General features: G+C 67.0%; 13 protein-coding genes. 3 read left to right on the forward strand and 10 right to left on the reverse strand.

What is annotated here, in order from left to right; translation table 11 throughout:
• Positions 1-113 (reverse strand): cation-transporting P-type ATPase (locus tag ACIBVN_RS58795; RefSeq protein WP_397151339.1); only part of this gene is annotated, 113 nt, incomplete at its 3' end.
• Between the two features lie 297 nt (positions 114-410).
• On the opposite strand from ACIBVN_RS58795, the gene ACIBVN_RS58800 reads away from it, so the two are divergent.
• Positions 411-824 carry an Hsp20/alpha crystallin family protein gene (locus ACIBVN_RS58800; protein ID WP_349458169.1) on the forward strand — a complete coding sequence of 138 codons (414 nt, stop codon included), beginning with the start codon at positions 411-413 and terminating at the stop codon, positions 822-824.
• A 64-nt stretch (positions 825-888) separates the two neighbouring features.
• Here the strand turns inward: ACIBVN_RS58800 and ACIBVN_RS58805 are convergent, their stop codons facing one another.
• The 8 genes from ACIBVN_RS58805 to ACIBVN_RS58840 form a co-directional block, all read right to left on the reverse strand.
• A complete protein-coding gene (locus ACIBVN_RS58805; protein WP_397151320.1) occupies positions 889-1752 on the reverse strand; it encodes a universal stress protein in 864 nt (287 codons plus the stop codon).
• Positions 1753-1756: 4 nt separating this feature from the next.
• Complete coding sequence (locus ACIBVN_RS58810; protein ID WP_397151322.1) at positions 1757-2200, reverse strand: DUF2267 domain-containing protein; 444 nt, start codon at positions 2198-2200, stop codon at positions 1757-1759.
• 62 nt (positions 2201-2262) lie between these two features.
• Entirely contained in the window at positions 2263-3198 is a 936-nt protein-coding gene (locus ACIBVN_RS58815; protein WP_397151324.1) for a ribose-phosphate diphosphokinase, read from the reverse strand.
• Between the two features lie 94 nt (positions 3199-3292).
• Positions 3293-3712: a CBS domain-containing protein gene (locus ACIBVN_RS58820; protein ID WP_397151326.1), complete on the reverse strand. Its 420-nt coding sequence runs from the start codon at positions 3710-3712 to the stop codon at positions 3293-3295.
• 300 nt (positions 3713-4012) lie between these two features.
• Positions 4013-4432, reverse strand: coding sequence for an archease (locus ACIBVN_RS58825; protein ID WP_397151328.1), 420 nt, complete (start codon positions 4430-4432; stop codon positions 4013-4015).
• A 20-nt stretch (positions 4433-4452) separates the two neighbouring features.
• Positions 4453-5862, reverse strand: a complete 1410-nt coding sequence (locus ACIBVN_RS58830) for an RtcB family protein (protein WP_397151330.1) — start codon at positions 5860-5862, stop codon at positions 4453-4455.
• Positions 5863-5941: 79 nt separating this feature from the next.
• Positions 5942-7279, reverse strand: a complete 1338-nt coding sequence (locus tag ACIBVN_RS58835) for a phosphoribosyltransferase family protein (protein ID WP_397151332.1) — start codon at positions 7277-7279, stop codon at positions 5942-5944.
• 716 nt (positions 7280-7995) lie between these two features.
• A complete protein-coding gene (locus ACIBVN_RS58840; protein ID WP_397151341.1) occupies positions 7996-8484 on the reverse strand; it encodes a hemerythrin domain-containing protein in 489 nt (162 codons plus the stop codon).
• A gap of 626 nt (positions 8485-9110) precedes the next feature.
• Here ACIBVN_RS58840 and ppsA point away from each other — a divergent pair.
• Both ppsA and ACIBVN_RS58850 read left to right on the forward strand, forming a co-directional pair.
• Positions 9111-11489, forward strand: coding sequence for a phosphoenolpyruvate synthase (ppsA, locus tag ACIBVN_RS58845; RefSeq protein ID WP_397151333.1), 2379 nt, complete (start codon positions 9111-9113; stop codon positions 11487-11489).
• Positions 11490-11750: 261 nt separating this feature from the next.
• On the forward strand, positions 11751-13076 hold the full coding sequence (locus ACIBVN_RS58850; RefSeq protein ID WP_397151335.1) for a PP2C family protein-serine/threonine phosphatase: 1326 nt from the start codon (positions 11751-11753) through the stop codon (positions 13074-13076).
• Between the two features lie 402 nt (positions 13077-13478).
• Here ACIBVN_RS58850 and ACIBVN_RS58855 read toward each other — a convergent pair whose 3' ends face one another.
• The gene (locus tag ACIBVN_RS58855; protein ID WP_397151337.1) at positions 13479-13763 is read right to left on the reverse strand and encodes a DUF1540 domain-containing protein; all 285 of its coding nucleotides are present in this window, start codon (positions 13761-13763) and stop codon (positions 13479-13481) included.
• Positions 13764-14482 lie beyond the last annotated feature (719 nt).

Here is a 14482-nt window from a genome sequence, read left to right on the forward strand (position 1 = left end):
AGCGGCAGAGACGGCCGCCGCGGCTCGGGCAGCTCGTTGCGGCCGTGCTCGGCAAGCAGCCGCAGCGCCTCGTCGGCGGCGAGCCCGGCCTGGGCCTGGATAGTAGTGTCCATGCCCCCACCAGATCATTCGCGGTGGCGGACACGCGCGAGCCGAAGGCCCCCTCTCAAGAGGACCTTCGGCCCATCCTTCACCGAAGCGTCCCCGTCCTCGATGGACGAGGCAGTCTTGCGACCACCGCACGTGCGTCCGTGACGATCCAGTCGATGCGCATCTCTGACATGTCAGAGGCCTATAGAACTAAGAGATGGACGAAGGTCCTCGCCAGGCAGGGAACTACGCCTCTTCATCCCCGGATCAGGTGGGGGTGAGCTGGGAGGGAAGGCACATCCGACACGCAGGAGGTCACGATGGGTGCTTTGGAGCGCTGGGGGTCACGCACCCTGCTCCCTGACCTGTTCGAGCTGCTGGAGTCGCCGTGGGGCATGCTGCGGACACCGGAAGGCGCCATCCGGATCGAGGACTACATCGACAACAGTAACTACGTCATCCGTGCCGAACTGCCCGGCATGGACCCCGACAAGGACGTCGAGATCATCGTCTCCGGCGGGATGCTGCGCCTGCACGCCGAACGGCGCGAAGAACGCAAAGAGGCGCACCGCTCGGAGTTTCGTTACGGCTCGCTGTCCCGGTCCCTGGCCCTGCCCGAAGGCGTCGAGGCCGACGACGTCAAGGCGACCTACGACAAGGGCATCCTGACCATCACGGTTCCGATGCCCGAGGCCGGCAAGAAGGAGGCCAAGCGGATCGCCATCGAGAAGTGACCGACCACGACGTCGGCGGCACTGGACCCGCGAGAAGGTCCAGTACCGCCGCGGGCACGTCCCTTCATTCGGCTCTGATACGGGGCCGTACGACGGCGACTGGGCAGGATGCGTAGTGCAGGACACCGTGGCTGACCGAGCCGATCACGGCCGAGTGGAGCACTCCCCGGCCCCGCGATCCCACGACGACCAGGTCGGCATGGGCGGAGGTCTCGCACAGCGCCGCGATGGGATTTCCGCGGAGGACCGACTCGGTCACCGCCACGCCGGGGTACCGCTTCAACCACGGCGACAGCTTGTCATGGACATGTCTTTGCTGTGCTTGGGCGATGAATTCAAGGTCCGGTGGGATGCGCGCGGCGACTCTGGTCGACGGCAGATCCCATGCGTGTACGATTCGCAGCCGGGCCCCGCGAGCCTGCGCCTCCTCGAAGGCGTAATCGATGGCCGGGTGCACGGCGTCTTCGGGATGGATCCCGGCGACGATCTCGCCCTGCGCCACGGCCGGTGTGCCGCGGACCACGATCACGGGTCCTTCCGCGTGCCCGGCAAGGCCCAACCCCACCGAGCCCAGCAGGAGCCCGGCGAATCCGCCCAGCCCGCGGCTGCCCACCACGACGGCCGCAGCCTCGCCGGCCTGTGCGCGCAAGATCTCCGCGGTGTGGCCGTAGAGCAGTTCGGTGCTCACCTGGACCTTGCTACGGAACTCGGCCACCGTCGCCGCGGCCTCTGCCAACAGCCGTTCACCTTCCTTGCGAACGGGGTCGTCGGCTGAGCGCTCGTACAGTTGCCCGCCGAAGAGGAGCGGCTCCTCGACATGGACGATCCGCAAGTCGCAGCCGCGTCGGGCCGCGTCGTCGGCCGCCCACAGCACCGCGGCCAGCGCTCCCCGGGAACCGTCCACACCTACGATGATCGGCTCGGACATACGATCATCCCCTCCTGGCCGTCCCTGTGGGCTGCAGCACGGTGCGTACGTCGTGTGAGAGCCGGTCGAGCACGTGCGTGACAGACGGCTCCGAGAGCTCCCCGCACAGGAATTCCGTGACCACAGGGGCGAGCTCGGACACATCCCTGAGACTGACGCGGGCTGACCGAGCGAAGTACTCGATAAACTCCTCCCTGCCCCGGCGGATCGGTACGCGGCTGGGCTCCCAGCCGCTGTAGTACACCCCACGAAGCAGATCGGGCAGTTGCGCGGCCAAGTGCGCAGCACTGTCCACCGTCAAACCATCCCTGACCGCGTGCAACCAGGCCTTCAACACCCGCAGGGCGAAGTCCCGGTCCTCGGTCCCGATCGCCTCAGCCAGGTCGGCCAGCCATCGGTTGGTGGTCTGGACAGTGTGATCAATGCTCTGTACTCGTGAGTGCGGCATTGTTCCCTCCCGATGTCGTCCCCTCTTCGCGGTTCGGTCGTTCACCTGCCGGCACGGGACCATCAAACCCGGGCCAGCAGGTCGTCCAGTGGTTCATCACGATGCAGGCGCCCGATGGCATCGGCCAGCAGCGGAGCGACCGAGCACGTACCGAGCGGCATCGCCGGCGTGGCCGGCTGGGCGAGCGTGTCGGTGACCAGCACCCGACGGATCCCGGCACGGTTGAGACGCTCCACCGCCGCCTCCACGAACAAGCCATGAGTCGCGACCACGACGATCTCCGGTGCCGCGCCGTGGCCGGCGACGACCTGCGCCGCGGCCTCGATCGTGCCGCCCGTGCTGATCATGTCGTCGACGATGACCACCGGACGATCACGGACATCTCCCACCAGTTCCTCGGCGACCACCCTCGTCCCGCTCAGCCGGACCTTGCGCACCACCGCCACGGGGCACGACAGCAGGGCGCCGTAATGCTCGGCCAGCTTGACCGCGCCCAGATCAGGCGCGACCACCACGGCCCTGTCCCACTCCCGCTCACCGAGCGAGCCCGCACCAAGTTCCCGGGCAAGCAACGGCACCGCCGTCAGCATCTCCACTCCAACAGCGCAGATGGCCTCCAGCGCCACTGTGTGCGGATCGACCACGATCAGGCGCCACGTCCTGACTGAAGCAAGCGCTTCGGCGACAACACGGACCCCGATCGCCTGCCCGGCCCGGTCACGACGGTCCTGACGGGCATACCCGAAATACGGCAGGACCGTAGTGATCCGTGCCGCACCTGCCCGCCGGCAGGCATCGACCAGCAACAGCAACTCCATCACGTGCTCGTTGACCGGCGGACCCGTGGGCTGAACCACGTAGACGTCCGCGCCCTGCAGTCCATCCACGACTGGCCGGAGCTCACCGTCCGGAAACCGCTCCACCACCGCCGAAGCCGACTCCTTACCCAGCTCCCCGGCGACGGAATCGGCCAGCGCGGGGTTGGCCGATCCCGCCACGATCTGCAGAGTCATGGCTGTCCACCTTCGCTGATAGCGGGGCATCAGGCCGACCGCGCGACCACCTCTACCGGGTTTCCCACTGACTACCTAGTCACGGCCTTGCGCAGATGCTCTCCACGAAGTGGCCGACCGTCTGCTCGGGCAGGTGCCTGGCCAGGTCGGCCTCACTGATCATCCCCGCGAGCCGGTGCTCGTCGATGACCGGCAGGCGGCGGATCCGGTGCTCCTCCATCGTATCGAGCACCTGCTGGATGTCGGCGTCCGCCTCAACGGTGATCGGTTTGCCCTGGGCCAGGTCTCCTGCAAGCACCGTCCTGGGGTCGCCACCGGCTGCGATGCACTTGAGCACAATGTCCCGGTCGGTGATGATGCCGTGGAGCCGGTCGTCGTACCCGCAGATCGGCAACGCTCCCACGTCCAGCTCGCGCATGCGTTGCGCAGCGGCAATGAGAGTCTCCTGCTCTCCGATGCACTCGACGCCCCGATGCATGATGTCCCGTGCCGTCGTCACGATTACCCCCTTCCGAGCAGTTCATCCCTTCTTGAACCATCCATCCCCTTCTGGCTCACTTACCCTCTCGCCTTCGCCACTACCAGGCATGACGATGAAGGGCCCGAGAGTCCTCGACCCCAGGGCGGAGGCAGGCTCGGTTGGATTCCACGCCGCTCCCTTGCGCCGGTTCCCGCGGCCGGCCAGCCGGAGCAACTCGACCAACTGTTCGTCGGTCGTATCCAGGCCGCGGGGCAGTGACGCCCGGATACGAGGTGGCCTGCGCATCCATACCAGCCAAGGGTCGACGGCCCTATGGCATCACACGTCCAGGGTCACTGTGCAGGTCCACTGGCCGGCACGGTGTTCGAAGGTCAGCTGGTGCAGGGCGACAGCCTTAGGTACCGCTCCGGTCTGGGGGACGGTTGTCAGATCGGCCATGGTCAGATGGAGGCTCAGACGGTTCTCCTCCTGTTGGGTCGCCACGTTGATCGGGATCTGTCCGGTGGTGTCCATCAGGTAGATGACCTCATCCAGGACGGCTACCAACTGATCTTGAGGTTCGCCGGGCCCGACGTGCAGGTTGCACTCACTGCCGGCTGTGGCACCGCGCAGGTCGAGGAAGCTGTCCGCCATGCCGAGCACTGCCTGGGCGATGCATTCCCCGGTCGTCGGCGCCCAAGCCTGGATACGGGTGTCGGCGGTGTGAGGGAGGGTGCGGTGTCCGGTGTCGGCGTTCATCGGCGTTTCCTTCTGCTCGTTCAGCCTTTGACGACGCCGAGGGGCACCAGGCGGGCGACCTTGCGGCACAGTCCTGCCCCCTCACTGGCTGTGACGACGGCGTCGACGTCCTTGTAGGCCGAGGGCGTCTCCTCGGCCAGCCCTCGCCAGGTCGCCCCGCGTACGACGATGCCCTGCGCCTCCAAGCGGTCGCGCAGTTGCTCGCCGGTGATGGAACGCGCCGCCTGGTGGCGGCTTTGGGTACGGCCCGCGCCGTGGCAGGTGGAGTGGAACGCCTCACCGCGGGGAACGCCGGTGAGCACGTAGGAGGCGGTGCCCATGGTGCCCGGGATCAGCACGGGCTGGCCCGCCGGCGCCAGATCGGCCGGTAGATCGGGATGATACGGCGGCAGCGCCCGGGTAGCCCCTTTGCGGTGGACGCACAGCCGCACGCCGTCGTGTGTTTCGATCTTCGCCAGGTTGTGCGAGATGTCGTACACCAGATCCAGGCCGCTGTCGGCGATGTCCGCGAAGGCCCGCCGCGTGGCCTCGCCGAGCAGTTGCCGGTTGGCGCGGCCGTAGTTGGCGGCGGCGGCCATGGCACCGAGGTACGCGCGGCCTTGGGGGGAATCGACCGGGGCACAGGCGAGTTGCCGGTCGGGCACCGTGATGCCGTAATGCGGCATCGCCGTCTCCATCGCGCGTACGTGGTCGGTGCAGATCTGGTGGCCGAGCCCGCGCGAGCCACAGTGGATCATCACGCATACCTGGCCACGGTGCAGGCCGAACGCGTCCGCCACCGCCTCGTCGTACACCTCCTCCACCGCCTGGATCTCCAGGAAGTGGTTGCCGGAGCCGAGGCTGCCCACCTGGTTCAGCCCTCGCTCCATGGCCCGGAGACCGACCTGGGAGACATCGGCGTCGGCGACCCCGCCGGAGTCCTCGCAGCGCTCCAGGTCTCGCGCCACACCGTGGCCCTGCTCGACCGCGTACCGGGCACCGCCGTACAGGACTTTTTCCAGCTGTGTCCGCCCGCCAAGGTGCCAGACGGCGCCGCGCGCGGCACCCCGCGGGATGACATGATCGAGGCGATCCAGGAGCCGGTTCATTCGAGACGCCAGCCGGTCGCGATCCACGCCGGCCGCGAGCAGCCGTACTCCACAGGAGATGTCGAAGCCGACCCCGCCCGGCGAGACCACACCTCCGGCCGCGATGTCGGTGGCGGCCACGCCGCCGATCGGGAATCCGTACCCCCAGTGCAGGTCAGGCATGGCGTAGGAGGCCCGGACGATGCCCGGCAGGGTGGCCACGTTGACCACTTGCTGCAGCGCCTGGTCCTCCGGGAGCAGCTCTCGGGAGGCCAGTATGACGCCGGGCACTCGCATCGATCCCTGCCGCTCGATGCGGAAGCGATAGGGCGTCTCCTCGACGAGTTGGATTGTGTGTCCCATTTTCGCCCTAATGGTGCAGATGTGTTGATGTCAGTCCTTGAGGCGGCATTGCCCAGGCTCCAGCCCGATGCCGGGGCTCTCATCTCACGTGCGTCCTGCTGAAATGGTCGGTGAACCAGTCGCGTGCCAGGTCCGCGACACTTTCCAGCGCTCCGGGTTCTTCGAACAGGTGTGTGGCATCAGGGACGATCTCGAGGCGGTTCTCACAGGCCATCCGCTCCTGTGCCGCCTGATTGAGCTCGAGTACCAGTTCGTCGCAGCTACCCACGATCAGCAGCGTCGCCGCCCCTACCGCCGCCAGCCTCGGTCCGGCCAAGTCCGGTCGTCCACCGCGGGAGACGACGGCGGCCACCCGGCTGCCGGGCTCCGCTGCCGCCCACAGCGCGGCCGCCGCCCCGGTACTGGCTCCGAAATAGCCGACCGGCAGTCCCGCGACCTGAGCCTGATCACTGAGCCAGCTCGTCACCTGTGCGAGCCGTCCGGCCAGCAACTCGATGTCGAACACGTTGCCACGGTCGTACTCCTCCTCGACCGTGAGCAGGTCGAACAGCAAAGTACCCAGACCCGCACGATTGAGCACCGAGGCAACGTACCGGTTGCGTGGACTGTGCCGGCTGCTGCCACTGCCGTGCACGAAGACCACCACCCCCGCAGCCTCCTCCGGAACGACCAACTGCCCCGACAACCAGACAGGACCGGCTTCAACGAGCACCTCACCGGCAGGCTCCGCCGGATCAGATTCCGTCACGCCCCTCTTTCCCGCCGCGCTGCCCCCGGCGGCGGGTTGTGCGGCCCGCCGCAGCAGTTCGACCACCTGCTCGTCAGAGGTCTGGGTGAAATCGACGTACCAGGTGCCAATTGCCCAAAGAGCGGCAGGTGTCTCCAAACAGACGACCTCGTCGGCGTCCTCGCGCAGACTCGCGATCGTGTCCGGCACTCCGACAGGAACCGCCAAGATCACTCGCAGGGCCCCGCGCGAACGAGCCACCTGGCAAGCGGCACGAGCGGTGCCGCCCGTGGCGATCCCGTCGTCGACCACGATGACCGTACGGCCCGCGAGGTCGACCGGGGCGCGATCACCACGAAAGCGGCGCGCACGCCGCAGCACCTCGGCCCGCTCGCGCTCCTCCACCGAGGCCATCTCCTCGTGCGTCACCTCCGCCATCCGGACGACAGCCGGATTGATCACGCGCACACCGCCCTCTCCGACAGCACCGAATCCCAGCTCAGGCTGGATCGGCACCCCCAGCTTGCGGACCACGATCACATCCAGCGGCGCGCCCAGTGCCTGGGCCACCTCGAAGGCCACGGGAACGCCGCCTCTGGGCAGCCCGAGGACGACCACATTCTCATCGGTGACCAGTCCAGCCAGACGTTCGGCCAGACGCACACCCGCGTCATGGCGATCAGCGAACATTGAACCCCTACACCTCCCCCCAGCGCCCTATCGCGGCGAAGGAAAGGAATGCCTCCCTTTCACCACCATCAGGGGACAGATCGTCGCGCGGGTAGGGCCGAAGGTCCCTGTTTGTGAACTGGCGGCGGGGTCGTAGCCGCGGTCAGACGCATGGGACGAAAGGCCCATCGGCTAGGGGAAGGAGGACTCTGCCGTCACGGTGCCGAGTTGGAGAACCAGTGAATGAGGAGACCCGTCGATGCGGGACGCAGAAGGGTCGTCGATGGCAGACGGCAGTCCCGCTGGAGGGCGACGAGGGAAAAGTGGGATATTCCGCCCGGAAAGCCAGGATTGTTAGCCCGACATTCGACACGTGACACACGGCGAAGACCTGTGAGGCGCTCTCCCTTCGCCGGCATGGTCCGGATCAGGTGGCTAGGGGTCGCCGGTCCGCCTTTCGGCTTCCGACCTCTCAGCCTTTCCGTCGCTCCTCCGCGGAGGCTCTCCGGTCCGGCTCCCTCGCTCGTCTCACAGGCCTAATGCCACGCTCCCGCTGCCTGGATCAGCCCGGTAGGGACGAAAGTCCTTGACCTTTAGGACCAATGGCCTACCCGGTAACACCGGCAGTGAACCGCGCCGGCTCTGTTGGAGACCGTGGTGAGCCCCGGGTTGAGTGGACTGCGATTGCCGAGAACTCCATCCGCAGGATCTGCCAGTGTGGAAGACCGTACAGTCCCTTACCGGTGGTGGCGGCTGGAGTGCGCCAACTCGGCGAAGACCTGCTCCGCCTCAGGCGCGGGAAGCCGCTTTTCGAGTAGCGGCAGGTAGATCTCCTCTTCTTTTGCGAAGTGGACCTTGACCAGCGTGTACAAGCCGTAGAGGACGCGTCGTAGTGCGGCCTGCCGGTCGTCGTTGAGCCCTTCCCGGTCCACCGCCTCACGCAGTGTGCCCAGCTCGCGTGTGAGCCGGCCGACCTCGACATGATCTCTGGACATCGTCGCGGTCGCCTCGGCGGCGCCCATCACCCGGGCGATCACCGGGTACAGCACCCGGTCTTCGGCTTCGGCGTGCGGGATGAGGTGATCGGTCAGAAAGGCCTGGAGGTCAGCGAGCGCGATGCCGAGAGCCTCCTGCGTCGTTTGGCCCACGGTATCGGCGACTGTGCGCAATGTTTCGATGTGTGGCAGCAGGTGCGCGTGCTCGTCGTGCAGCTGCTGAGTCAGCATGGTCACGAGCTTCTCCTCGAAGAACCGGTGAAGGCCGCAGGTTGAAGACGGTGATGCCGATGCGCCTCACCCGCCCTCAGAGGCTGGATGGTCCGGCCCAGCTTCAGACAGGAAGGGTGACAGCCGGGTCCAGTCGTCCTGGCCTCCGGACGCTCGCCGTGCTCTGACCTGTGCCGGAGAAGATCCCAGAGCACCTCCGAAAGATCATGCAGCCTTCGTCGTACCCCTCACTGTCATCAGGCTACGAGCTTGCGGCTGTTCACCCCAGCAGGAGGGGGCCCTGATGCAGGTCGATGAGGGAATGGGAGGAGAGGTCATGAGCGCGGCTGACCACTTCGATGCCTTCCGTGCCCTGGCTGGGCGGCGCCAGCGAGACGGGGTCGCCGGGAGAGCGGACGGGGTGGGCGATGCGGTCCGTGGCTCAGGGACCGCCGTCCTAGGGGATGAGGGCTGCTGGGCATATCGGGCGTGTGACGACCGCCCGCTCGGTCATCGTTGTTCGGACCTTCGGCTGGGTAGGGGGCATCGAGGGCTATGCATGCGCCCCGGATCCCGGGGTGGAGGTAGATGCTCTCGTCACTGGTTCTGAGGTGCGGACAGAGCTCGACCTGAGTGAGGGGTACGCCATGACGAGTCGGGTGGTGTGGTTGTCGCGGCTGTCCCGGTCCGACGTCGGCTTGGTGGGTGGGAAGAACGCCTCGCTGGGAGAGATGATCCAGAATCTGGCCGAGAGCGGGATCCGGGTACCTGAGGGGTTCGCGACCACGGCAGATGCCTATTGGGAGCTGGTGACGGCGAACGGCTTGCGGGAGAAAGTGACCCGGCACATCGCCCGGCTGCATGCGGGCGCCGAGCTCGGCGAGGTCGGCCGGGCGATCCGGGGCCTGTTCCTCGACGCAGAACTGCCTACGGCGCTCGCTCGCGAGATCTTGGATGCGTACGGTGAGCTCGCGTCGTCGTCGGCGGGACGGGACAACCCAGAGGTGGCGGTGCGTAGCAGCGCTACCGCGGAGGATCTTCCTGAGGCCAGTTTCGCGGGCCAGCAGGAGACGTTCCTCAACGTTGTGGGTGGCGAGGCGCTGCTGGACGCCTGCCGGAGGTGCTATGCGTCGCTGTTCACCGATCGGGCGATCAGCTATCGGGAGCACCACGGGTTCGACCACTCGGCGGTGGCGTTGTCGGTCGGGGTGCAACGGATGGTCCGCGCGGACCGGGCCGGCGCCGGGGTGATGTTCTCGATCGACACCGAGAGCGGCTTTCCGCGCTCTGTATTGATCAACGCGTCGTGGGGCCTGGGTGAGACGGTGGTCAGCGGTCAGGTGGATCCCGACGAGTACGTGGTCTTCAAGCCGCTCCTGGGCCGGACAGAGCTGCGCCCCATCATCTCCCGCAAGACAGGTGGCAAGGAGTGCAAGGCGGTCTATGCGGCCACCGGCACGCGGACAGTCGATACCTCCGCGACGGAACGCCTCGGGCAGGTCCTGGACGATGGTGAGATACTCACGCTGGCCCGCTGGGCAGTGCGGGTCGAGGAGCACTACGGCACCGCGATGGACATGGAGTGGGCCAAGGACGGCTACACCGGTGAGCTGTTCCTGGTCCAGGCGAGGCCCGAGACGGTGCAGGCCCGCAGGGAAGCCGCGACGTTGCGGGAGTACCGTCTCGCCGAGGCCGGTGCGCGGTTGGTTCGCGGGCTGGCGATCGGCGATGCCATTGCCGCGGGGGCGGTGTGCAACCTGCATGACTCGGGCGAGATGGACCGGTTTGTGGCCGGGGCTGTGCTGGTCACCGCGATCACCGACCCCGACTGGGAGCCGATCATGAAGCGGGCGGCTGCGATCGTCACCGATCACGGTGGCAGGACATCGCACGCCGCCATCGTCAGCCGCGAGCTGGGCGTGCCCGCCGTCGTCGGGTGCGGCGAGGCCACTCGCGTTCTCGCCGATGGCCTGCAGGTCACGGTGTCGTGCGCGGAAGGTGACGAGGGCGTCGTGTACGAGGGGAGCCTCGCCTTCGAGGAACGTGATGTCGACCTCGGCGAGCTTCCCGTGACCCGCACCAAGGTCATGCTGAACCTGGCCAACCCAGCGGCGGCGTTGCGCTGGTGGAGGTTGCCCGCCGACGGCGTCGGGCTGGCCCGCATCGAGTTCGTGGTAAACAACCATGTCAAGATCCATCCGATGGCCTTGCTCCACCCTGACCGGCTCGACGTGTTCACCAGGCGGAAGATCGACGAGCTCACCCGCGGATACGACGACAAGCCCCGCTATTTCGTCGACACCCTCGCCCACGGCGTCGCCCGTATCGCGGCGTCGCGCTGGCCCGACCCGGTCGTGGTGAGGATGAGCGATTTCAAGACCAACGAGTACGCCCGCCTCATCGGCGGTGAGCCGTTCGAGCCCACCGAGGAGAACCCCATGATCGGCTGGCGCGGAGCCAGCCGGTACTACAGTCCCGGCTACCGGGAAGGCTTCGCTCTGGAGTGCCGGGCCATCCGGAAGGTTCGTAACGAGATGGGACTGACCAACGTCATCGTGATGATCCCGTTCTGTCGAACCCTGGAGGAAGCCGACCACGTCCTCAAGGTGATGGCTGAGGAACACCTCATGCGCGGCCATGACGGGCTGGAGGTCTATGTCATGGCGGAGATTCCCGCCAACATCGTGCTGGCGGACGAGTTCTCGGCCCGCTTCGACGGCTTCTCCATCGGCAGCAATGATCTCACCCAGCTCACACTCGGAGTAGATCGCGACGCCGAATCCTTGGCACACCTGTTCAACGAGACCAACCCGGCGGTCACCCGGAGCATCCGGCATCTCATCTCCACGGCACACGCCCATGGCTGCAAGGTCGGGCTCTGCGGGCAGCGGCCCAGCGACGACCCGAACTTCGCCCGGTTCCTCGTGGACGCCGGGATCGATTCGATCTCGGTGACCCCGGACAGCTTCTTCGCGGTCAAGGCCCACGTTGCCGCCGCCGAACGCGAGGGTGCCGTCCCTCCATGAGGCAACCCCATGCGAGGGCCGGACGGTGGTGCGGCCTATGACCGGCACCAGGGGAGCGACTCCGTCCGGCTCCCTTCTCGACTCCATTCATATGCCGCTCGAAACGCGATCTCTGTCGACGGCTGTCGTTCCATGACGCTGTAACCGCGCACGCACAAGGGCATCAGTACTGGTCAGAGGGGTAGTTCCGGCACATGACACCAAGCGACTAACCACCGGGCGGCGAAGATGGCTGGGGAAGAGGAAAGGTCGCAGCAGCAGGTGCGTTTGCGCCTGGGCACTGAGCTGGAACAGATCGCCGAACAACTCCGGTCATTGGCCCGGGCCCAGGACCAGCTGCATGACCTGTATGAGGCCGTCCTGGCCCGGGAGGTGGACCTGTCCGTCGTGCTGGGTTTGATCGTGTCCACCGCGATGAACCTGGCCGGCGCCCGCTATGGCGCGCTGGGCGTACTCGATGAGGAAGGCGAAAACATCGCGCTCTTCATCCCCATGGGCCTGTCCGAGCAGGAAAGGGCCGAACTGGCCGGCACGGAGTTTCCCCACGGGCGCGGCCTGCTCGGCCATCTGATCGCCCACCCTGAACCACTACGCGTCGACGACATCTCCGCTCACCCGGACTCGGTAGGCTTCCCGCCCGGGCACCCACCGATGCGCACCCTGCTGGGAGCCCCGATCATCATCCGCGGCAAGATCTACGGAAACCTGTACGTCTCCGAGCGGCTCGACGGACGACCCTTCCGCGCACACGACGAGGCTCTGATTGCCGCCCTGGCCAGCGCCGCCGGGCTGGCCATCGACGATGCCCGCCTGCACGAAGAAACCCGCCGCGACGCCGAGCGCTTCCAGCGGCTCCTGCTGCCACAGCTCCCCGAGCACATGGAACCGTTCGCCGCCGCCGCCACCTACCGCCCCGCCATCGTCCCCGGCCACGTCGGCGGAGACTGGTACGACGCCATGCTGGTGCCCGACCAGTCCTGCGCAGCAATCATCGGCGACGTCGTCGGACACGATCTCCAGGCCGCCGCCGCCATGACCCAGACCCGCAACATGCTGCGTGCCTTCCTCTACGACCAGCGCACCGCGCCGAGCGTCGTCCTCACCCAGCTCGACCGCGCCCTCCACGCCATCACCGACAACCCCGTCACCACCGCATGCCTCGCCCGCATCGAACCCGGAGCCCGTGGCTGGATGCTGCGCTGGAGCACCGCAGGCCACCCTCCACCATTGCTGATCGCCCCAGAGCAGCGGGCCCGCTACCTGTACGCCGACCCTGACCTGCCCCTCGGCGTCGACACCGCCCAGCCACGCCACGACCACGCCCACCGCCTGCCCTCGGGCGCCGTAGTGATCTTCTTCACAGACGGGCTCATCGAACACCACAACCATCTGATCGAAGAGGGGATGGAAGGTCTCGCCGCCATCGCCACCGCCCACGGCGACCTGCCCCTGCACGACCTCGTGGAAGCGCTGATCGCCCAGCATCCCAGCGATGGTCACGACGACATGGCCGTCCTCGCCCTACGCGCCCCACACAACTGCCCGTCACGCGCCCGTCAGAGACGCAGCCCGAGCCCGGAATCATGACAGTGAGCGTGCCCCGCCTCGAGGAGACCGGGATACCGCGGCCGTCGAGGGTGCGTCCAGTTAACGGCACATACCCAGGCGGGACGGCTACACCAGGAGAACGGTTGGTCCTCATCGACGTCGATGCTCACAAGGGTACCCTCGCTCTGGTCGCCGTCGATCGGATAGGCCGCAAGCTTGCTCAGCGCATCGTTCGAGCGACCCTGGACGGTCATGCGGACGCGGCAGCTTGGGCGGGTCAGTGGCCCGACATCGTGTGCGCTGTCGAGGACTGCCGACACGTCGCCCGGCGGTTGGAGGCCGATCTGCTGCGTGCCAGGTACCAGGTGATACGTGTGACCACGCAGCTGACGGCGGCCAGCGGCGCGGCTTTGCGCTGTCCCACTCGGCCTGAGTTGCCGCTCAGGCGGGCGAATAGGTGAGGCAGTCCGCCGCGTTCTCCACGTAACCGACCGTGATGTTGGGGGCCTGGCATGCAAACTGGGTGTTGTGCTGGCAATCGGACATCTTGCATGCGCCGACGTGGCCTATGACGGTGGGATCGCCTCCTTTGGCTGGAGCGCTGAAGAAGGTGTCGCAGTGGGCATGGCGGACGTCACCTATGGTGATGGCCAGTGCGTGGCAGCGGCGGTCGGTGTTGTACGCGCACGCCTCCACTTGGCATGCGTTGACAACAGGCATCTCCATCGATATTCCCCCGAACGTGGCATGAGGCCGAGGCCAGTGGGCGGCTCCTCAGAGCCGCTCAGTGATGCTGCCCCGGTTTCCGGGGGTTGACTCTGCGTCGTCATCAAGCATGGTGAAGTCTTGGTATCGACGGTGGTCGCAGTTCCGGCTGCATATGGAGCGTGGCGACTGGCGCGCGCCTTGATGTAGCAGGGAAGGTCATCCCACAGGCTCACATAGAGAAGGCTGTCCGGTCGGGCAAGGGACAGCGACCGAACAGCCTGGGGGCGAAGACCCCGCCGGTCTGTAAAGCGGTAATCGGTTGGGCGCGGAACGTTATGCGGGCCAGGCGCGTCCCCTGCGGTGCTGGGGCGGACTGCCGGGTCCGCGACGTGCCCGGGCTGGATCCGCGGCTGCCACGCGGGATGTGCAGTGAAAGCCAGCCAGGCGGGGACAACTCCCCTGTCGTCCCCGCCTGGACCCACCCTCGGCTACCGACCAGAGGACACCGGCGAGGTACCGGTTGCGTGGACTCTGCCGGCTGCTGCCACTGCCGTGTACGAAGACCACCACCCCCGCAGCCTCCTCCGGAACGACCAGCTGCCCCGACAACCGGACAGGACCGGCTTCAACCAGCACCTCACCGGGGTGTTCACGAATAGCGCTGGCCTGGGGCGGAGTAGGTACTCAGAAGATCGCTTCCCGAGGGGACGTTGATCGTTTCCCGCGTTTCATTCGAT

This window comes from Nonomuraea sp. NPDC049400, from assembly GCF_044466425.1.
GTDB lineage: Bacteria > Actinomycetota > Actinomycetes > Streptosporangiales > Streptosporangiaceae > Nonomuraea.